General features: G+C 68.9%; 15 protein-coding genes and 2 pseudogenes. 10 read left to right on the forward strand and 7 right to left on the reverse strand.

The genetic code is table 11. From position 1 onward, the window contains the following. The first annotated feature begins 147 nt into the window (after positions 1-147). The 3 genes and pseudogenes from ACFWBQ_RS24010 to ACFWBQ_RS24020 form a co-directional block, all read left to right on the forward strand. Positions 148-855 carry an ABC transporter ATP-binding protein gene (locus ACFWBQ_RS24010; protein WP_385492627.1) on the forward strand — a complete coding sequence of 236 codons (708 nt, stop codon included), beginning with the start codon at positions 148-150 and terminating at the stop codon, positions 853-855. Beyond that, entirely contained in the window at positions 852-3,200 is a 2,349-nt protein-coding gene (locus ACFWBQ_RS24015; RefSeq protein WP_385492630.1) for an ABC transporter permease, read from the forward strand. Before ACFWBQ_RS24010 ends, ACFWBQ_RS24015 begins: the two co-directional genes overlap by 4 nt. Before the next feature lie 4 nt (positions 3,201-3,204). Continuing rightward, a pseudogene (locus ACFWBQ_RS24020) lies at positions 3,205-4,122 on the forward strand (transposase); the annotation flags it as partial. Between the two features lie 339 nt (positions 4,123-4,461). Here ACFWBQ_RS24020 and ACFWBQ_RS24025 read toward each other — a convergent pair. The 3 genes from ACFWBQ_RS24025 to ACFWBQ_RS24035 form a co-directional block, all read right to left on the reverse strand. After that, positions 4,462-5,121: an NADPH-dependent F420 reductase gene (locus tag ACFWBQ_RS24025; RefSeq protein ID WP_385493611.1), complete on the reverse strand. Its 660-nt coding sequence runs from the start codon at positions 5,119-5,121 to the stop codon at positions 4,462-4,464. Between the two features lie 81 nt (positions 5,122-5,202). Then, complete coding sequence (locus ACFWBQ_RS24030; protein WP_385492633.1) at positions 5,203-6,141, reverse strand: SDR family oxidoreductase; 939 nt, start codon at positions 6,139-6,141, stop codon at positions 5,203-5,205. A gap of 52 nt (positions 6,142-6,193) precedes the next feature. Beyond that, positions 6,194-6,814 carry an NADPH-dependent F420 reductase gene (locus tag ACFWBQ_RS24035; protein ID WP_385492637.1) on the reverse strand — a complete coding sequence of 207 codons (621 nt, stop codon included), beginning with the start codon at positions 6,812-6,814 and terminating at the stop codon, positions 6,194-6,196. Positions 6,815-7,098: 284 nt separating this feature from the next. Here ACFWBQ_RS24035 and ACFWBQ_RS24040 point away from each other — a divergent pair, with 284 nt between their 5' ends. Further along, positions 7,099-8,007 carry a LysR family transcriptional regulator gene (locus tag ACFWBQ_RS24040; RefSeq protein WP_385492640.1) on the forward strand — a complete coding sequence of 303 codons (909 nt, stop codon included), beginning with the start codon at positions 7,099-7,101 and terminating at the stop codon, positions 8,005-8,007. A 774-nt stretch (positions 8,008-8,781) separates the two neighbouring features. Further along, a complete protein-coding gene (locus ACFWBQ_RS24045) occupies positions 8,782-9,120 on the forward strand; it encodes an NIPSNAP family protein (RefSeq protein ID WP_385493635.1) in 339 nt (112 codons plus the stop codon). A 338-nt stretch (positions 9,121-9,458) separates the two neighbouring features. On the opposite strand, the gene ACFWBQ_RS24050 is transcribed toward ACFWBQ_RS24045, so the two are convergent. Beyond that, positions 9,459-10,292, reverse strand: coding sequence for an alpha/beta fold hydrolase (locus ACFWBQ_RS24050; RefSeq protein WP_385492643.1), 834 nt, complete (start codon positions 10,290-10,292; stop codon positions 9,459-9,461). Then, positions 10,289-10,882 (reverse strand): TetR/AcrR family transcriptional regulator, encoded by a 594-nt coding sequence (locus ACFWBQ_RS24055; RefSeq protein ID WP_385492646.1) that lies wholly within the window; start codon positions 10,880-10,882, stop codon positions 10,289-10,291. The genes ACFWBQ_RS24050 and ACFWBQ_RS24055 overlap by 4 nt, the downstream gene beginning before the upstream one ends. A 268-nt stretch (positions 10,883-11,150) precedes the next feature. Here ACFWBQ_RS24055 and ACFWBQ_RS24060 point away from each other — a divergent pair, with 268 nt between their 5' ends. Together ACFWBQ_RS24060 and ACFWBQ_RS24065 are read left to right on the forward strand one after the other, a co-directional pair. Beyond that, positions 11,151-12,200, forward strand: a complete 1,050-nt coding sequence (locus ACFWBQ_RS24060) for an aldo/keto reductase (RefSeq protein WP_385492648.1) — start codon at positions 11,151-11,153, stop codon at positions 12,198-12,200. A gap of 797 nt (positions 12,201-12,997) precedes the next feature. Then, a pseudogene (locus ACFWBQ_RS24065) lies at positions 12,998-13,575 on the forward strand (DUF1062 domain-containing protein). Between the two features lie 229 nt (positions 13,576-13,804). On the opposite strand, the gene ACFWBQ_RS24070 reads toward ACFWBQ_RS24065, so the two are convergent. Together ACFWBQ_RS24070 and ACFWBQ_RS24075 are read right to left on the reverse strand one after the other, a co-directional pair. Further along, positions 13,805-14,086, reverse strand: a complete 282-nt coding sequence (locus ACFWBQ_RS24070; protein ID WP_385492651.1) for a hypothetical protein — start codon at positions 14,084-14,086, stop codon at positions 13,805-13,807. Positions 14,087-14,196: 110 nt separating this feature from the next. Next, complete coding sequence (locus tag ACFWBQ_RS24075; protein WP_385492653.1) at positions 14,197-14,796, reverse strand: TetR/AcrR family transcriptional regulator; 600 nt, start codon at positions 14,794-14,796, stop codon at positions 14,197-14,199. Between the two features lie 151 nt (positions 14,797-14,947). Between ACFWBQ_RS24075 and ACFWBQ_RS24080 the strand changes: the two genes are divergently transcribed. Genes ACFWBQ_RS24080 through ACFWBQ_RS24090 form a run of 3 tightly spaced genes read left to right on the forward strand, consistent with a single transcriptional unit; the run spans position 14,948 to position 19,015 of the window. Continuing rightward, positions 14,948-16,846, forward strand: coding sequence for an ATP-binding cassette domain-containing protein (locus ACFWBQ_RS24080; RefSeq protein ID WP_385492656.1), 1,899 nt, complete (start codon positions 14,948-14,950; stop codon positions 16,844-16,846). A gap of 31 nt (positions 16,847-16,877) precedes the next feature. After that, positions 16,878-18,107 (forward strand): ABC transporter substrate-binding protein, encoded by a 1,230-nt coding sequence (locus ACFWBQ_RS24085; RefSeq protein ID WP_385492659.1) that lies wholly within the window; start codon positions 16,878-16,880, stop codon positions 18,105-18,107. A 41-nt stretch (positions 18,108-18,148) separates the two neighbouring features. Beyond that, the gene (locus ACFWBQ_RS24090; RefSeq protein ID WP_385492661.1) at positions 18,149-19,015 is read left to right on the forward strand and encodes a branched-chain amino acid ABC transporter permease; all 867 of its coding nucleotides are present in this window, start codon (positions 18,149-18,151) and stop codon (positions 19,013-19,015) included. Positions 19,016-19,025 lie beyond the last annotated feature (10 nt).

The following is a 19,025-nucleotide window of genomic DNA, read 5'->3' on the forward strand; positions in this document are numbered from 1 at the left end:
GATACATCGCCCGCCTACATCGTAGGGATGACGTTTCCGGGGCTCATCCCAGCGCGGTACCGCAATGGGCTCGGTCGGGCGACGCGCGCGAGCCGGGCCCGCTCCTAGCGTTCTCGCAGCCGACTGCCCGTACCCGAGGAGCCCTTCATGAACGTGCCGGTGATCGAACTGCGCGAGGTGAGCCGCCGCTACGACGACGGCCCGCCCGCTCTCCACGAAGTGTCGCTGACCGTACAGCCCGGCGAGGCTGTCGCGATCCTCGGCCCTTCCGGCAGCGGGAAGTCCACGCTGCTCAATCTGATCGCCGGCCTGGACCGGCCCGGTACGGGGACCGTCACCGTGGACGGGGTGCGAGTGGACCAGCTGGGCGAAGCCGGATCGGCGCTCTACCGGCGGTCGAAGATCGGCCTGGTCTTCCAGTTCTTCAATCTGCTCGACGATCTGACCGTCGCCGACAATGTCGTCCTGCCCGCGCGCCTCGCGGGTATGGCACGTGGCGAGGCCGACCGGCGGGCGGCCGAGCTCCTGGAGAACCTCGGCATCGACCGGCACGCCCGCGCCTGTCCGGGGCGGTTGTCCGGCGGCGAGCGGCAGCGCGTCGCGGTGGCCCGGGCGTTGATGAACCGGCCGGCGCTACTGCTGGCCGACGAGCCGACCGGGGCCCTGGACACGGCCGCCGGACAGGCCGTCAGCAGGCTGCTCACCGAACTCAATGCAGAGGGACAGACCGTCGTCGTGGTCACCCACGACCTGGCTCTGGCCCGGTCCTGCACGAACCGTACAGTCCGGATCGCCGACGGCCGGATCACCGCAGACGTCAGGTCGCAGGCCGTCGCCTCGGAGGTCGTCCGATGAGCGCGCTCGGCAAGGTGGTGCGCTCGGGGGTGAGACGACGCCGGGTGCAGACGCTGGTGATCGGGCTGGCCACGATGATGGCGGTGGCCGTCTCCGTCCTCGGCGGATCGCTGCTCGTGGTTTCCGGCGCGCCCTTCGACGACGCCTTCGCCAAGCAGCACGGCGCGCATCTGTCCGTGCAGTTCGACGTGGGCAACTTGAGTGCCGGGCAGCTGTCGAAGTCCAAGGACGCCGAAGGGGTGAGCAGTGCGGCCGGGCCGTTCTGTACGGCGACGGTCACCCCGCGGTCGGACGGGGCGGGCCCCGGGTGGCCGATGACCGTGGTCGGCAGGGGCGATACCGGCCAGGACGTGGACGTGGTGGCCCTGCTCGACGGGCGGTGGCCCACACGTTCCGGCGAGATCGTGCTGTCCGCCGACTCCTCGCTCATCCCTACCATGGGCATGAAGCTCGCCTTCTCCCAACCGTCCGGCGGTCCGACACTGACGGTGGTCGGTGTGGCCCGCTCGGTCACACGGACCGCCGACGCCTGGGTGGTTCCGTCCCAGATGCCGGCGCTCACCGCGCCCGGCAGCGGCGGTTACCAGATGCTCTACCGCTTCACCGACGCGGGCACCGCCGCGCAGATCACGGCGGGCGGGAAGGCCGTGACGGAACCCCTGCCACCAGGAACGGCCGTCGGCGAACAGTCATGGCTCACCGTCAAGAAGACCGCCGAGCGCGACACCGCCGTCTACGTCCCGTTCCTCATCGCGTTCGGCGCCCTGGGCCTGGTCATGTCGGTGCTCATCGTCGGCAACGTTGTCGCGTCGGACGTCGGAACGGGAACGCACCGCATCGGCATCCTCAAGGCCATCGGTTTCACTCCGGCCCAGGTCGTGCGGGCCTACGTGGGCCAGGCGCTGATCCCGGCCGGGGTCGGCACGGTCCTCGGTGTCCTCGCCGGCCACCTGCTCGCCGTCCCCGTGATGGCCGAGACCGAGGAGGTCTACGGCACCTCGTCCCTGGCCATCGCCCCCTGGGTGGACCTGGCGGTGATCGCCGGGGTGCTCGGCCTGGTGGCGGCGACCGCGTGGGCGAGTGCCTGGCGAGCCGGCCGGCTGCGTACGGTCGACGCGCTCACCGTCGGGCGTACCGCATCGGCGGGGCGCGGTCGGTGGGCGGCCCGCCTGGCCGGTCGGCTGCCGTTGCCGCAGCCGGTAGCCCTGGGCCTGGCACGGCCCTTCGCGCGGCCCGCCCGTGCGCTGGCCATGGGCACGGCGGTTCTGTTCGGCGCCATCGCAGTCACGTTCACCGTGGGGATGGGCGCCTCGCTCGGCGAGGTGATGAAGGCCAAGGCCCACGATGCCGCTGATGTCGTCGTGCCCGCGCCCTTGCCGGACTTCGGACCCCAAAGCCCCGGCGCCGAGAAGCAGCCCCAGGCCGATCCCGCTGCGGTCGCCGCGGCCATCGAGGCCGCTGCCGGAACCGGGAAGTACTACAGCGCCGCGACGGTACGGGCGACCGTGTCCGGCCTGACCGGCACCATCGATGTGATTGCCTTCGCCGGCGACGCTTCCTGGGGCGGTTACACGATGGTCTCGGGCCGCTGGATCGACAAGCCCGGCGAGGCCGTGGTCCCGACCCAGTTCCTGGCCGCCACCGGTGTCCGGATCGGCGACGCTGTCACCCTGCACGGCCTGGCCGAGCCGGTCAGGGTCCGGATCGTCGGCGAGATCCTCGACCCCCGCAACGACGGCATGCAGGTCTTCACCGACGCCTCGACCCTCGCGGCCGCACATCCCGACCTGACGGAGACGAGCCATCACATCGCGGTCACGTCAGGGACCGACGTCTCCGACTACGTCGAGGCGTTGACCAAGGATGTGGCATCGCTGGGGGTCAGTGCTCGGGCCGGCGGGCTCGACGCCGGCGGCGACATGGTCGTCACGCTCAACGCGCTGTCCGCGATCCTCACGCTGATGCTCGTCGCCGTCGCCGCGCTCGGCGTGCTCAACGGCGTGCTGCTCGATACCCGCGAGCGCGTCCGGGAGATCGGTGTCCACAAGGCGCTCGGCATGACCCCCCGGCAGACCATCGCGATGGTCCTCACCTCGGTCGTCGTGACCGGACTCATCGCGGGCGCGCTGGGCGTGCCGCTCGGCATGGCCCTGCACGGCTGGGTCATCCCCGCGATGGGCGCCGGCGTGGGGCTCCGCCTCCCCGGTTCCGTCGTTGCCGTCTACCACGGGGCCGAACTGCTCCTGCTCGCACTCGGCGGCCTGTTCATCGCCACCCTGGGTGCGCTCCTGCCCGCCGGCTGGGCCGCCAGGGCCCGAACCGCCACGGCCCTGCGCACCGAATAGGCTCGCGTTCGTCGACCACGGCCAGACCGGGTCCGGAGAACCCGTGGCTGGCCTGCTCCGGCCCGGCAACGCCGGCTCCGATCACATCACCACCACCCGCTCGCCCTGGCCCAACTCCCCAAAACCTGGCGGCGGGGCCGACAGACACTGATCCGCACCGATGTCGCCGGCGGCACCCAAGCCTTCCTCGACTGGCTCTCCCGCCGCGGGAGGTGGCTGTTTTATTCCGTCGGAACGACCACCACCGACACCCTCCACCAGGCCGTGCTGAAGGTTCCGGCGAAGGCGTGGACGCCGGCCTACGACGCCGAAGGCATCCAGCGGCCCGGCGCCTGGGTCGCCGAGATCACCGATGCGACCGACCTGAGCACGTGGCCGAAGGGCATGCGGCTGATCATCCGCGGTGGAAACGCGCACGCCGGGTTCGGCGAGCGGCCCGCAGAAACGGACCGGAGGCAACACCGGCACCGCGCTGCGGGCCGACTCAACCACCCCGGCGCCCAACTGTGTTTCACCGACCTCGACGGCATGCGGCTGGCCTGCTTCGCCACCAACACCCAGGGCGGCCAACTCGCCGCTCTCGAACTCAGGCACCGCAGACGGGCCCGCTGCGAGGACCGCATCCGAGACACCCGCGCCACCGGTCTGCGCAACCTCCCTACACGACATCACCCATAACCAGATCTGGCTGGAGATCGTCTCCCTCGCCCTCGACCTCCTCGCCTGGATGCCGATGCTCGCCCTGCAAGGCGAACTTCTCCGCTGGGAACCCAAGAAGCTCCGGCTTCGCTTGTTCTCCGCCGCCGCCCAACTCGTTACCACCGGCCGGCGCCGGATCCTCCGCCTTGTCCGCCACTGGCCCTGGACCGTGGAGATCACCAGCGCCCTCGAACGCCTCGACCTCCGACCGACCCCCGGCTGACCAGCGGATCCGCCACCCCTACGAGAAGACGAACCCAGCCGGAACAGTGGAACCCGGCGTCCGACACGACACCCGGGCCACCACCATGCCCACCCTCACGAAAGATCGAGGCTACCGCGACGGCCAGCCACAGGCCCTTGCCTGCGAGCCGCCGGGGTGGTCCAGTCACCGACTTGGGAGCGGCCGTGCTTACGGGCGTCCGGTCCGCGAGAACGGCTGGAGATGGCACATCCTGGCGGATCCGGACGGCAACGAGTTCTGCGTTATGGCCCCGCCCGACGCCTACCGGACGGGGCCATAACACGGCCGGACCGTACCGCGGCCCGCGCCAACTTATGGTTACCGCGTTGCGGTGGCCAGTGCCGCGCGGATGGCGTCCTCGCCAACCGGCTGGCCCTTCTCGTTCGAGAACGGCCCGTACGGGGTCCCCCACACCGGCGTGCCCGTCGCCTGCCGCCAGCTATCGGCCAGCGGTCCCGCGTCTACCACGCTGTACCCGATGGATTCGATGAATTCGCTCACCGCCGCCTTCGCCGGCGCGGAGTCCCCGGCGATCGGCAGGTAGGAGCGGTCGGCCGCCCCCGCCGGGCGGGCGAGTGACAGCAGGTGCTTGAAGAAGATGTTGTTGAACGCTTTCACGAGCATGGCTTCCGGGATGTACCGCAGCAGCAGCTCGCTCGAGGTGAGCGACTTGCTGTCGAGCTCGAGGATGTGCCCGTCACGCTCGGGGCCGTAGTTGCACGTGTCGATGACCGTCTTCCCGGCCAGTGGCGCGGCGGGCAAGTTGGGGAAGGCATTGACCGGCACCGCGACCACGACGATGTCACCGGCCGCCGCGGCCTCCCCGCTCGTCGCCGCGGACGCCTGCGGCCCCAGTTCCGCGGCAGTGTCCGCGAGCGTCTCGGGACCGCGCGAGTTACTGAGCACGACCTGGTGCCCGGCCTCGATGGCGAGCCGCGCGATGGTACTGCCGATGTATCCGCTTCCGATGAATCCCACAGTCGTCATATTCTCAGCGTCCCTCCAGAAGAGCCGAACCCTTGTCATTTGCCGGGCTCGTTGCGATTCGGGTCCCTGCCGTCAGCCGGCGGAGAAGTAATGGCCGTTGTCCAAATCGGCGAGCAGGCTGGGCTGAGCGGGTTCCCAGCCGAGGGTCCGGCGGGTGATGAGGTTGGACGCCGGGTAGTTCTGCGTGACTATGTTTGCGAGGAACCCAAAGTATCCCGGCACCATCAGTACGTCCGCGGGAATGCTCACGGCGGGCAGGCCCAGACGGCTGCCAATGGCCTCGGCGATCTCGCGGAACGGGATGGCCCCGTCCCCAACCGCGTGCCAGTATTTGCCAGCCGGCCCCTTCTCCAGCGCCAAGCGGAACAGGGAGGCGACATCGCGGCTGTGCACGGCGTTCCACAGGTTCGCGCCGTCTCCGGGGTAGCCGACGACGCCCTTCTCCTTCGCGAGCGCGATCAGCGTGGGGAGGAAGCCGGTACGGTCGGTCCTGCTGTGCGCGATGTTGGCAATCCGCACGACCGAAGACCGCACCCCACGCTCAGCGAGGCCGACTACGGCGGTTTCCACGACGTTACGAACCCGCAGGGTGCCCTTGTACCCATCGCCGCCGGGAAGGGCCGGGTCCTCCTCGGTGGCCGGCCGGCCCAGGTGCTGCCCGGGCGACCCAATGCTCCCCGCTGCGACCAGCGGCTTTCCGGTTCCCGCCAGTGCCTCGCCGTACGCGAGCATGACCGAGAGCTCGGCGGCGGCCACGGCGTCGATCCCGCCGGACGGAAGCAGGTCTTGCCTGTGCGCGACGTGGATGACGCCGTCGGAGTCCGCGGCCGCCTCCTTGAGCCCGTCGAGATCCTGGAGGTCGCCGCGGCGCACCTTCGCGCCGAGCGCGGACAGCGCCGCCGCGGCCGTGTCCGATCGGGCCAGGCCGGTGACCTCGTGCCCGGCGGCGATGAGCTCGGGGACGATGTTCGAACCGGAATGGCCGGTCCCGCCAGTGACGAAAACGCGCATGCTACTGGTCCTTGTGATTGATGTGGCGCGAGAAGTGGTGGTGCGGGCGCGCTCAGGCAGAAGTGTTGACGCCGAGGGTGAAGTTGAAGCTCCCCGCGCCATAGCGGCCCAGGCCGATCATCACCAGGCCCGTTCCCTCCAGCCAGCGCGCCATTCCCAGGGGGCCGGTGTCCATCGGCCGCAGCCCGAGGCTCTTGATGAATGCCGACACAGTCGCCTTGGCCTCGGCGTCGTCGCCGGCGATGAGCACGTCCAGCGGGTTGCCCTGCGCCAGCATGTGACCGAAGACGGTGTTGAACGCCTTCACGACGTGCGCGCCGGCGGGGGCGACCTTGGCGATCTCCTGCGCACCGGAACTGCCGTCGGGGGTGACAAGGCCCTGGGAATCGGGGGAGACGGGGTTGGTGACGTCGATGATGACCTTGCCGTGTAGTGCGTCTCCGTACTCGCTCACCACCGCCGCCGCGCTGGCGTACGGCAGGGCGAGGATAACGATGTCCCCGGCCGGGGCGGTGCCGGCCGTCCCGACAGTGGCGCCGCCGAGCGCGGCGGCCAATTCCTTGGCCTTGGCCGGGTCGCGGCCGATAATCTCGACGGCGTTGCCGCCGGCGAGTGCCCGGCCGGCCAGGGCGCCGGCCATGTTCCCCAGGCCGATAATGCTGACGCTGCCCATTGGTGTGCCTGCTTTCTGGAGCTGAATAGGACGCTATGCCTACGCCATCGTTGTTTAACGGTTGTTTCGTCGATGCCGTCGAATGACGCGGCGGGCCTGGCTCAATTCATGATGTGCTCATTCTGGTTCGGGGCCTGCCATCAAATCCCGATGTCGAATTCCTATGCCTCATACGCTCCGGACCCATCGAGTACCTATTGAGAATGCCATTGGCCTGAGTGGGCGTCCAAGACCTCTTTCAGCCGCTGCGATACCCTGAAGGCATCGCCGGACCGGGAGGCTCCATGGATCTGGACCTGCGCAAGTTGCGCTACTTCGTCGCCGTCGCCGGCACGTTGCACTTCGGCCGCGCCGCCGATGAGCTGCACATCGCGCAGCCGGTGCTCAGTCGGCAGATCCGCGCGCTGGAAAAGGATCTCGGCACCCCGCTGCTGACAAGGGACAGCCACGGCGTGGCGCTGACCGACGCCGGCAGGCAACTGCTGACCGACGCCGGCCCGCTGCTGGCCTCCGCGCACGCGGTCCGCCGCCGGGTGACCGTGGCCGCGCGGGGCAGCCAGCGAATAATGGTCGGCTTCCGGGCGGGCATCGCGGTCGCCCCGGCGGTACGGCTGTTCGCCGCCCGGCACCCGGACGTTCTGGTGGACGTGCAGCGGATCGAATGGGACGACCAGGCCCCGATGCTGCTCGACGGCCGCATCGACGTCGGCTATGTGCGGCTGCCCATCGACGAGGCCGGCCTGCGCGTCGCCCCGCTGTACACCGAGCCGCGGGTGGCGGTGCTGCCCGCCGGCCACAAACTGGCCGGCCGGGAGCAGATCACCGAGGCCGACCTGGCCGGCGAGCCGCTGGTCTGGCATATGGACACGAGCACGCAGCCCACCAGGCGGCCGCACCCTAACGCCGGGTACCTGGTGCGCGGGGTGGACGAGACGCTCGAGCATGTCGCGGCCGGCCGGGGCATCTCGTTCCTGGCCCGTTCGGCGACCGTGTTCTACTCACATCCGAACATCAGCTACGTGCCCGTCCCGGATCTGGCGTCCGACCAGGTGTGCCTCGCGGTGGCGGCATCGCGCACCTCGCCGGTGGTCGACGACTTCTTCACCGCGGCTCAGGCGGCGGCCGAGATCACGGCAGAATGCGGGAACTATGAAATGTGGCAGCTTGGAAGCGGTGCCGTTCCAATGAGGTGATCTCAGAGAAAGCGAATCGGACACCCGGTTTTTAACCACGCGAAAGGCGTGTTCCGGGGAGGCTCGCGGACAGTCCGGACGTGCTCGGAGACGGGCGTGGAGTCCTAAGGGCTGTCCCGTAATCCCTGGCGGGCGCACGACGACAGCTACGGCACCTCGCCGCGTTGTCGGAACGCCCGAATACATCCAGTATGCGGACGTCCCTCCGCCTTGCGATGCACCGCATCCGACGCCGTGCGCTGATCCACCAGGAACTACGGGACAGCCCTTAGTGGTGCCAGCATGTGAGTTGGCAGCAGCCGGTGGTCCGGCGCGGAGCGTGCAGGCCGCGGGGGAGCGGGGCAGGCGTTTCCCCGCGTCGGATGCTCGGGGCGGGCGGTCGGACCAGAGCCGTCCGGTTGCCGGGCAGTGGTTTCTGTGGGTAGCTCGGCCAGTTCCCGCATCAGCTCGTTCACGGGTGCCAACGGCGTGCTCCTGATGGACGTCCGGGAGGCCGGGCCGGTCTGCGAACCTCACCGGGGCGGCCGGCTGGGGGAAGCGCGTGCTGGACGCCGTGGTGGCCGTCTCGCGGACTTCGGGCGCCACGCGGATGCAGTGGCAGTCTCCGTCGAGGAACAACGACGCCTCCGCTTCTACGACCGCGCCGGCGCCGGGCGCCACCTCAAGACCCGTTACCACCTGCCCGTGCCGCCCAGGACCCGCAGGCGCCCGTACCGTGAACACGACTACAAGGACAGCGCGTCCAGGGAACCAGAGACGAACGGCAGGAAGCACATGATCACGGTCCATCTGAAGTACGAGATCAACCCCGACCGCATCGACGACTTCGAGGAGTACGGACGACGCTGGATCACCCTTGTCAACCGGTTCGGCGGCACCCATCACGGCTACTTCCTGCCAAGTGAGGGCGACAGTGACATCGCCTACGCCCTCTTTTCCTTCCCTGACTTCGCCCACTACGAGCGCTATCGAACGGACAGTTCCACCGACCCCGAATGCAAGGCCGCAGTCGAACTGGCCCGTCGCACACAGTGCATCCGACGCTACGAACGCCGCTTCCTGCGCCCCCTCGACCACCCGCAGGCCGCCCAGCAGGACCAGGTAACGGACTGACGTGAACCCGTCGGCAACTGCGCGGATCGGCCCGTCCGCTGCCCGGGGCGGGGCGGCCCGCTGTCGGCTCGGCCACCGCCTGGCGGTCGCCGAGCCGACAGCGCGCCAGGGCATTGCCACCGCCTGTTCCATGGCGGGAAAGGCACTCGCCTCCGTACCTGGGCGGGATGGTGGGGGCAGGCTGGCTTCATGGGCTGTGGGGATAGCGTGCTCAGGATCGTGGCTTGCCCTCCTTCACTGACTTGTCCTTCAACGTGCGCGCTTGACAGCGACCACCAGGAAGTCCCCCTCAGGGTCGGCCAGTTGCGGGCACGGCGCTCAGTAAATCGGTTCTGCGTTCAAGAGCGGAAAGCCTTCCGCAGGAGTTCGCCGAACTCGACGGGATGCGTGGTCAGGCCGGTGTGCCCGCCGGGGAAGTGCAGAAGCTCCGTGCCGAGGCGCTCGGCCAGGAAAGCGGCCGGACGGTAGGGCAGCTCGCCGCGTGAGTCCTGGCCGCCGGCGAGCACGAGCTGATCCGACAGCGTCTCCAGCCGGTGGAGGTCCGGGGCGTAGGACATGAAGCTGGGCACGATGTGTCCGAGGAAATACGGCAGGTTGGCCATCGTCTGCTCGGCCCGCGCCGCTGCTTGCAGCGGAAGTTTGACGGTCTCCGGTCGAGTGGTGTCGCCGTCCTTCTTCAGCCCCGTGGCGAACACGGCCATCGCCGGCATGAGCCCCTGTGTGCGGAAGATTTCCTGCACGCGCGCGATGAGCGCGCGATGTTCGGAGGCGTCCGGCAGTACCTCAACGACCGGTGGCTCGTGCGCCACGACGCGTTCGACGCGTTGGGGATGGGTGGTGAGCAGGTGCAGGGCGGCGATCGCGCCCGAGCTGGCGCCGAACACCCGGGCAGCCTCACCGGGAGACAGTAGTTCCAGTATTCGGAACGCGTCTTCGGCGTGTTCGGGTACTTGCTGCTCGGCCTCGGGGTCGTCCAGCGTGCTGCGGGACATGCCGCGCGGGTCGTAGGTCGCGACTGTGTATGTGGCGGCCAGGTCGTCGGCGACGCCGTCGTAGGAGGCCACGCCGCCCGTTCCTCCGGGGATCAGCAGGAGGAGGGGGCCGTGGCCACGCACTTCGTAGTGCAGGGTCGCGCCGTTCACGCGCAGGCTGCCGATGGTCGGGTCGGTCATGAGGAGTCTCCTTCTTGGGATGCGGGCCAGTGCTCCAGGAGGGTGTGCAGGGCGTCGAGGGCGCGGTCCCAGGACTGCTGCGGCGAACGCTTGTGCGCGAACCCGCCTGCGGCCTCCAGGGCGACGAACCCGTGGAACGTGCTGCGCAGTAGCCGGACCGCGTCGGTCAGGTCGGGCTCGACCAGTCCGTAGCCGCGCAGCATGCCGTAGCTCAGCTCGACCGCGCGCCGCGGGCCGGGCGCCTGTGCTGCCAGTTCAGGGTCGATCTTGATCGGGGCCTGCGTCGCCACATAGCGGCCCGGATGCCGGCGGGCGTACTCCCGCCAGGCGTTGGCAAACGCGACCAGGGCGTCCTTGCTCGACCGGCCGGCTGTCGCCTCCGCGATACGGATGGTCTTCTCGTCCGCCGCCAGCAGCGCGATCCGTCCGCGCAGGTCTTCCAGGTTGCGGACATGCGTGTAGAGGCTCGCGTCCTTCACGCCGAGCCGCCCCGCAACCTGCGACATGGTCACCTGGTCGAGCCCCACCTCGTCCGCCAGCTCGGCGGCAGCGATCGTCACCCGCTCTGCCGTCAGCCCGGCCCGCACCATGTGCACTCCTCACGTTCCTAGGACCCCTAGGTATAGCCTAGGGGTCCTAGGAACGGCAATCAGGAGGCGTGAGTCTCGCCACCGAGGCTCCCGGCGTACTGTGCTCCGCTCGGCGCGTCCAGTGACCTGACCGGTGCTCAACTCAACTACCTCACGCGCGTAGTCGTGCCACCGACATCACGGTATCGACCGCACGGGCTTGATCTCGCGTGCACTCCAACTCCTATAGTGCGCTGCTCAGGGGAGTCAGCAGCAAGGGAGCACGGCCATGCGCTATCGCAACCTCGGCGGAACCGGCATCGAGGTCAGTACGTACTGCCTGGGCACGATGATGTTCGGCGCGGTCGGGAACACCGACCACGACGACTGCGTCCGCATCGTCCACACGGCCCTCGACGAGGGCATCAACTTCGTGGACACCGCGGACATGTACTCCGCAGGCGAGTCAGAGCAGATCGTCGGCAAGGCGCTCCGGGGCCGCCGTGAGAACGTGGTGCTCGCCAGCAAGGTCCACTTCCAGATGGGGGAGGGACGCAACCGGAGCGGCAACTCGCGGCGATGGATCGTCAAGGCGGTGGAGGACAGCCTGCGGAGGCTCCAGACCGACTGGATCGACCTCTATCAGGTGCACCGCCCCGACCACACGACCGACGTCGAGGAAACGCTCTCGGTCCTGGGCGACCTGGTGCGCGAAGGCAAGATCCGCGCCTTCGGCTGCTCGACGTTCCCGGCCGAGGAGATCGTCGAGGCCCACCACGTCGCCGAACGGCGCGCGCTGCCGCGGTTCCGGACCGAGCAGCCCCCCTACTCGCTGATCGCCCGCGGCATCGAGTCCTCGGTGCTGCCCGTCTGTCGGCGCTACGGGATGGGTGTGCTGACCTGGAGCCCGCTCGCCTCCGGTTTCCTGACCGGTAAGTACCGGCAGGGCCGCCCCATTGACCTCTCCACCGGACGGGCCAAGCTCACCCCCGCCCGCTTCGACCCGGCCATCCCCGGGAACGCGGCCAAGCTCGCCGCCGTCGAGCAGTTCACCGAGCTCGCCACCGAGATCGGCTGCACCCTGCCCGAGCTGGCGATCGCCTTCCCCCTCGCACACCCGGCCGTCACCTCGGTGATCGTCGGACCGCGTACCGGGGAGCAACTGGAGCACCTCCTCAAGGGCGCCTCACTCGTGCTGGACGACGCCGTACTCGACCGGATCGACGAGATCGTGCCGCCGGGAGTCAACCTCTACCACCCGGACGGTGCCTGGCGGGCGCCCGCGCTCGACGACACCGCGGGCCGCCGACGGGCCCCGACGGACCGCCCCGCCGTCTAGAAGATCACTGCAATTGCGGGTTCTGGTCCTGTGTGTTCTGACGCGAAGCCAGACTGCTGTTCATGCAGGGGGAATGGGGAGGGGAGAACGGCGAGGATGTGTGGGCGACCTGCCGGGAGTTGATCCCGGCCGGGAGCGTGTTCGCGTTCCTGCCCGGGCACCGTGAAGTGCTGTTCCCGAAGTCGATGTTCGTGGGCACTGTACCCGTCGGCGAACAGGCGCCCGTCGATGCCGCCGCAGGTCCTGGCAGCGACGGTGGTGCTGCAGAGCCTGCACGGGCCGTCCGACTTCGAAACGGTGCAGGGATACCCCGGCCGCGCGCGGGAGCTGCCGAATGGGGTGGGTCGACGCTTTGTCCGTCGAGGAGCGGGACGGCGGCCGGCCAGGGGTCTTCACCGGCGTCCGATAGTGCGGTTCCCGCTTGGTGTTCGTAGCTCACGCGGACCGCGTCGGCGAGGAGGTCGGCCAGCTGGATTGACGCGTGATCCGCCGAGGTCCCCCGGACCAGGTGTAGTGGCCCGTAGCGTTGTTGACTCGGCTGACCGGTGGCTTGCCGTCGAGTGCGGTGGGTGTGGCAGCGGTGGTGTGGGCGCCAGCAGCGAGGCATCGCCACCCGCCAGAAAATCAGTGGAGCCGCACTCCCGTGTGCCGTTACCGTGCTCCCGCCCACCGTCGCCCTGTCAAGGACGTGCCGTTGTACACCAAGTGAGACCCCCCGAGCGCTGATCCGTCGCGCGTCGCACCTGTGCGCCGCGCTCCTTTTCGCTGCGGTCCTCTCACTGAACCGGTGTATTTCTGTGTCCAGAACCTGGGTGGTTGTGCCTACCTGCCTGCCGATAGTTCTCCGCCGTTGCCACAGGTGCGCCTCCGGACGCTTCCGGGCGAACGGCACATTCCGCGTCAACGCGAACCACAAGCTCCTCGACGCCTGGCTCCTCGCACTGTGCACCGAGTGCGGCGACACCACCAAGCTCACTGTCCTGGAGCGGAGGAACGTGCGTTCCGTACAACCCGATCTCCTGAACCTGCTGCACGACAACGACCCCGGCCTGGCAGCCGAACTGCTCCAGGACCCGGCCGTACGGCGCCGCGATGTCGGCGGCTCGGGTCGAACCGAGCGACCGGCCTGGCAGTCGCCGTACGGTCCGCCGCCGCCCCGGGCGCACCGCAGCCGGTGGGCGCCTGTGCCGGTGTTGGTCAGGTCTCGGTCCGCTTTGCGGCGCGGATACCTGTGCGGCCGGTGCGACTGATCGCCGAAGGTCTCGGCCTTTTGCGAGCGGAGGCCGAGGGACTGCTCGCCGAGGGGACCCTCGTGTCGACAGTCCGCCTGAGCGGCAAGCTCTCGGGCGACTTCACCTTCACGCTCAAGCGCTGAGCCCTTCCGGCCCGGGGCCTGTCCGGCAGTGTCCGATCCGCAGGACACGAGCGCTGGATTCCTCAAAATGCGGGCATGGAACTGCTGTTGGTGAGACTGCTGGGGGTGGGTCGTGCCGGGATTGCTGCGGGCCCGGGCTGCTTCGGGGAGAGGGTGATCGCCAGGCTGGCGGGAGCGCGGGAAGCGCCGGCTGTTCTGGTGCTGATCTCATCCCGGTCTCGTTCGGCGATCAGCAGTGCGTCGCTGTCGTCGAGCTGTTCCACCGCCCGTACCGCCGTCGCGTCCAGCACCGAGCGCTCGTCCCGGTGCGCCCGCCCGACCAGGTACTGCGCCTGTCCGGGCGGGTGTGGCCGACCGCCTCCGCGCCCCTCCAGCAGGTGCGCGTCTCGAGTTCCCTCAGCAGCCCCTGGATCAGCTCCCCGAAACCGGAGCGGGTGTCCCGGCGAGGAAAGCGCGCAGCGATGCCTTCGAACAGCTTCTCGCGCAGCTCTTCGGCCCGGGCGTCGGCCATGCCCGGCGCGGCAGCCGTCTTCGTCCGGGCCGCCTCCAGGCCGCCGACGCCGTAGGAGCACGACTTATCGCTACCACGACTGATCCACCGTAACGGTGCGCAGCAGGTTCTCAGCTCCCCGGGCGAAGCAGGTAGGCGCTCAAGATCTCGACATTGCTCTGGGCGAGGTCGGCGGCGGTGTAGCGCCCGTTCGGGGCGTACCAGCGGATGACATCGATGCTCAGGGACAGAATCGCGCGCACGAACAGACGGGGGTCTGCGCACTGGAACACCCCGGCCTCGCAGCCCGTGACGACAGGTGTGGTCAGCATCGACTCGATGGCGGCGCGCTGCTCCCGCACGCTCTGGTGGTGCTCGTCGCTGAGGTTGGGCAGTTCGGTCTGCGCCACACGTGCCAGCAGGTGATTCTCGACGTGCCAGTGCGTCACCGTGCGGATCTGGTCCGTCACCAGCTGCAGCTCCGACCCCGCAGCCGGATCGGGGAGTGCCCGAAGGGCCGTGAGGAGCTCGCCGTGCGCGCTGCGGATCAGCTCGTAGAGCAGGTCCTCCTTGCTCTTGAAGTGCACGTACAGCGAGCCGGCGCTGAGGTTTGCATGGTTCGAGATGTCGCGCGTCGTCGTGGCCTGGTAGCCGCTGGCGGCAAAGCACTCGGTCGCGCCTGCAAGGAGGCGTCTCGCCGAGGTCGACAGGTCGGGCTGGGTGGCGTCCACAGTTGCTCCGTTTTCGCTTCGCTCGTCTGGCACGGACCGATCCTAGCCCTCTTTGAGTGAGCGCTCATCTTTTCTTCGCGACACCATTGACCTGGTTACTGAGCGCTCATAATGTGACGGCGGGCACAGAGATACGGCTGAAGGTGGAGAGATGCGGAGTAGCAGCAGCGGGCTTCCTGCACTGGTGCGAACGTCGTACGACGCGCTTGGGCGGGCTCGACGCCTCGTCTCGGCGCGCTTGGGCTTGCGGGCCGGTGTCGTCGCCGTCCTGGTGGCGCTCGGTATGGTCGCGCTCGGCGACTACCAACAGCAGGTCGTGGTGACCGCGCTGATCTACGGGATCGCAGCGATCTCCCTCACGGTGCTGATGGGATGGGTGGGGCGCCCGTCGCTGATGACGGCAGGCTCCCTGCTCGCGGGCGGCTACTGCACCGTATTCGTCGCCGGTCGGACGTCGATCCCGTTCCTGGGCATCCTGGTCATCGTCACCTTCGTCGGAGCGATGTTCGGACTCGTGGCGTCCCTCCCGGCACGCCGGTTGTCGGGCCTCTACCTCCTGTTGAGCACGCTCGCGGTGTTCTACCTGGTCGTGGACCTGGGCAACATCGTCCAGAGCCGTCAACAGGTCCTCGGGGGCTACTTCGTGGACCCGCCGCAGGTACTGGGGCACGCGCTCACCGATGGCTCGGCGTGGTTCGTCGTTGTCGCTCTGCTGACTTTCGCGGTCTACGAGTACTTCAACTACATCCGCCGGACCCGCCACGGCCGCGCCTGGATCGCGATCCGGGACCACGAGGCAGCGGCCTCGGTGACCGGAGTACGGGTCGGGTCGTCGGTCGCCCTGGCGTTCGCGCTCACGACAGCGGTCCAGTTCCTCGCCGGCGCGCTGTTCGCCTACCACCTCAGCACCGTGTCCTACACGGCCTACACGCTGCAGATGAGCATCAACTTCATCGTCATGATCGTCCTCGGTGGTCTTGGCAGTCCGCTCGGTGCGGTGGTCGGCGCTGCCGTGGTGACGCTGGTGCCGACGTTCATGAACGCACTGTTCGGCAGCGCCGCGACCACCGACAGCTGGATATCGCGCAACCTCAGCTCGGTCGAGTCGATCGTCTTCGCCGCGATCGGGATGGCCGTGCTGCTGAACACCCGGGGAACGCTGCTGCGCCGTACCCGGAAGGACACCGACGCGCCTTCGCCTCCGGCCCCGGCGACCGGTGCGTCGGCAGAGGCTTCGCGGACCGAGCTGGTCGGTGTCTCTGCCTCCTATGCAGCCGGTGAGACCGCCCTGGACGATGTCACCCTGACCGTTGCAGCAGGTACGACGACGGCAGTCGTCGGGCGCAACGGCGCCGGAAAGTCCAGCCTCCTCCACGCGCTGGCCGGCTATCCGGAGCGGTCGGGCGGCCGCGTCACCTCGGGTCGGGTTCGCGTCTGCGTCGACGGCGAGGACACGGACCTTCGGCCGCTGTCCATCAGCGAGCGCAGCGACCTCGGTGTCGCGCTGATCCCGGCGGAGGACAAGGTCTTCGCGGAGCTGACGGTGCTGGAGCACCTTCGCGATGCCGTAGCCGCCGGGACGACGCGCGCGCGGCGAACCGGTGTCGAGGCTCCGACCATGGCCGCGCTGCTGGCGTCGTTCCCCGCTCTCGAGGACAAGCTCGACCGCCGTGCCGGGCTGCTGAGCGGCGGTGAGCGGCAGCAGCTCGCTCTCGCTGCGGCCGTTGCCCGGCGACCCCATCTCCTGCTCATCGATGAGCCGACTCTCGGACTGTCTCCGGCCGCGATCGCCATGCTTGAGCCGGTGCTCGAGCGGATCAGGTCCCAGGTGCCGGGCGGCATCGTCCTCGCCGAGCAGAACCCGAGCCTGGCGATGCGTCTCGCGGACACCCTCGTGCTCCTCGAAGGCGGTCAGGTCGTCCGCTCGGGCGAGCCGTGCGACGAGCTTCTCGAGTTCATCGAGAACAGATTCCTCGGGCTCAACGGGCTCGTCCCGGCCGAGACGGTGCCACAGCCCGACGTCACCCGGGGCCAAGGCATCACGCAGTGAATCTCACTCAACCCTCACGAAGGAGATCCGGATGAAGTCCTCCTCGGCACGCCTCGGTGGTCGCATTCTTGCCGGCGGCGGTCTGGGCCTGGCGCTCGTCACCGCTCTGACCGCCTGTGGCGGCGGATCCGGGAGTTCCGCGAACGGCGCCTACGAGATCGGCGTCGTCGTCGACCAGTCGGGCCCGGTGCGGTCGGTGTCGGCGCCGCAGTTGGTCGGCATCAAGGCTGCGATCGCGGCGGCGAACGCCGCCGGTGGCGTCAATGGCCACAAGATCGAGCTCGTCGTGCGGGACGACGCCTCGGACGCCGCCAAGGGCGTCGCGGCATTCCGTGAGCTGGTCGACCGCTACCAGGTGAGCGCGGTCACGGGCTTCACGTCGAGCACCTCGATTCCCGGCGTCGTGAACTTCGCGAAGCAGTCCAAGGTCGCGATGCTCGCCGCCGGTGTACCGGGCGACCTGCTGAACCCGGTCAACCCGGTGGTGTTCTCGAATAACGCGAGCATCAACGCGCAGGGCACCGGCGGGGTGGACTACCTGAAGAGCCTCATCGCCGACGGCCGGCTCCCGGCCAAGCCGAAGCTGGCGCTGTTCTCCTACTCGAGCCCGGCGGGTGAGAGCTGGAAGTCGGCGGTCGAGCCGTATGCGAAGGCCCAGGGCTTCGACATCGTCACCGAGCAGATCGCGGCCGTCGGCGCCGCGAGCTACAGCGCGGCGATGCAGGCGATCGCCTCCTCGAAGCCGGACGCGATCCTCATCACCGCTGCCGAGACCGACCTGATCAACATGGCCAAGAGCGCCCAGGCATCCGGTGTGGACCCGAAGACGCCGATCGTCAACTACTCCTTCGGCAGCGGTGCCTCGGGGCTGCGTGCGGTCGCGGACCTCGGCTTCCAGCACTACGTCGCCTCGGCGCCGTTCGACGCCAGCGGTGACGCGCCCGGCTCGCAGGCGTACGTCGACGCGGTAGAGAAGGCCGGCGGCGATCCCGCGACGGTGATGGTCCCCGAAGGCTATGCCCAGGGGAAGATCATCGCGGACACGCTCGAGAAGTGCGGTTACCCGTGCGCGGCGGACAAGTTCCTCAAGACGGTCAGCACGTTCAACTCCGACCTCGACGGACTCGCCTTCGGCCCGGTCGTCTTCGACGCCGACCAGCACACCGGCCCGACGACCGTTGCCTTCCGTACGTGGGATGCGACGAAGAACGCCCCGGCCACGGTCAAGGGCGGCTTCAAGCTCGCAGGTCCGGGCCACTGATGACTCCCTTCGCTGATACGCGCCAGGCTGGAGACTGAACGATGCCGATCACTACCGCGATCAACCTGGCGAGCGCGAGCGTCCTGCTCGCCGCGATCTACTGCCTCGTCAACACGGGGCTGGTGCTCCTCTATCGATCGACCGGGGTTCTGAACTTCAGCCACGGTCAGCTGGTCATGCTGGGTGCCTACGTGATGTCCAACGTGGAGTTCGGGTCGTACCCGCTGAGGCTGGCGATCGCGGCCGTCGCGGTCGGCATCGTCTCGTGGATCTCGTACCACGCACTGATCCGGTGGCTGATGGGCGCCGACGAGTTCCGCAAGGTCGTGATGAGCTTCATGCTGGCGATCCTGCTGACGCAGATCATCGTTCTGGTGTGGGGCACCGACACCCGCGAGGTGCCGAATTCGACCGACGCCTGGTTCGCGCTCGGTTCGGCCCACGTGCGCTGGAGCGTCGTCATCGACGCCTGCACGGCGGTCGTGCTTGCGGTGGGGCTCACGCTCTTCCTCAGCCGGACGCTGTCCGGGCTGCGGATGCGAGCGCTGGCGGCCAACGAGGTGCTCGCGGCGTACAGCGGGATCAAGGTGCACCGACTCGCGGGCCTGGCCTGGGCGATCGCCGGCGGTGGCGCAGCGCTGGCAGGAGTGATGTACGCGGAGACCACCTCGGTGTCGCTCGCCCTGTCGGACGTCCTCCTGCTCGCGTTCCCCGCTGCGGTCCTGGGAGGGCTCAGCAGCCTCCCCGGCTCCGTCCTCGGCTCGGTGATCATGGCGACCCTCCTGACCGTCTGCGGCTACTTCTTCGGCGGTCAGTGGGTCAACGTCATGGCGTTTGCGGTCCTGCTCGGCGTGCTCATCGTGCGGCCCTTCGGCCTCATGGGCACCAGCTCGGCCCAGCGTCTCTAGCTCAGGAAGG

This window comes from Streptomyces sp. NPDC060035, from assembly GCF_042736635.1.
In the GTDB taxonomy this organism is placed as follows: Bacteria; Actinomycetota; Actinomycetes; order Streptomycetales; family Streptomycetaceae; genus Streptomyces.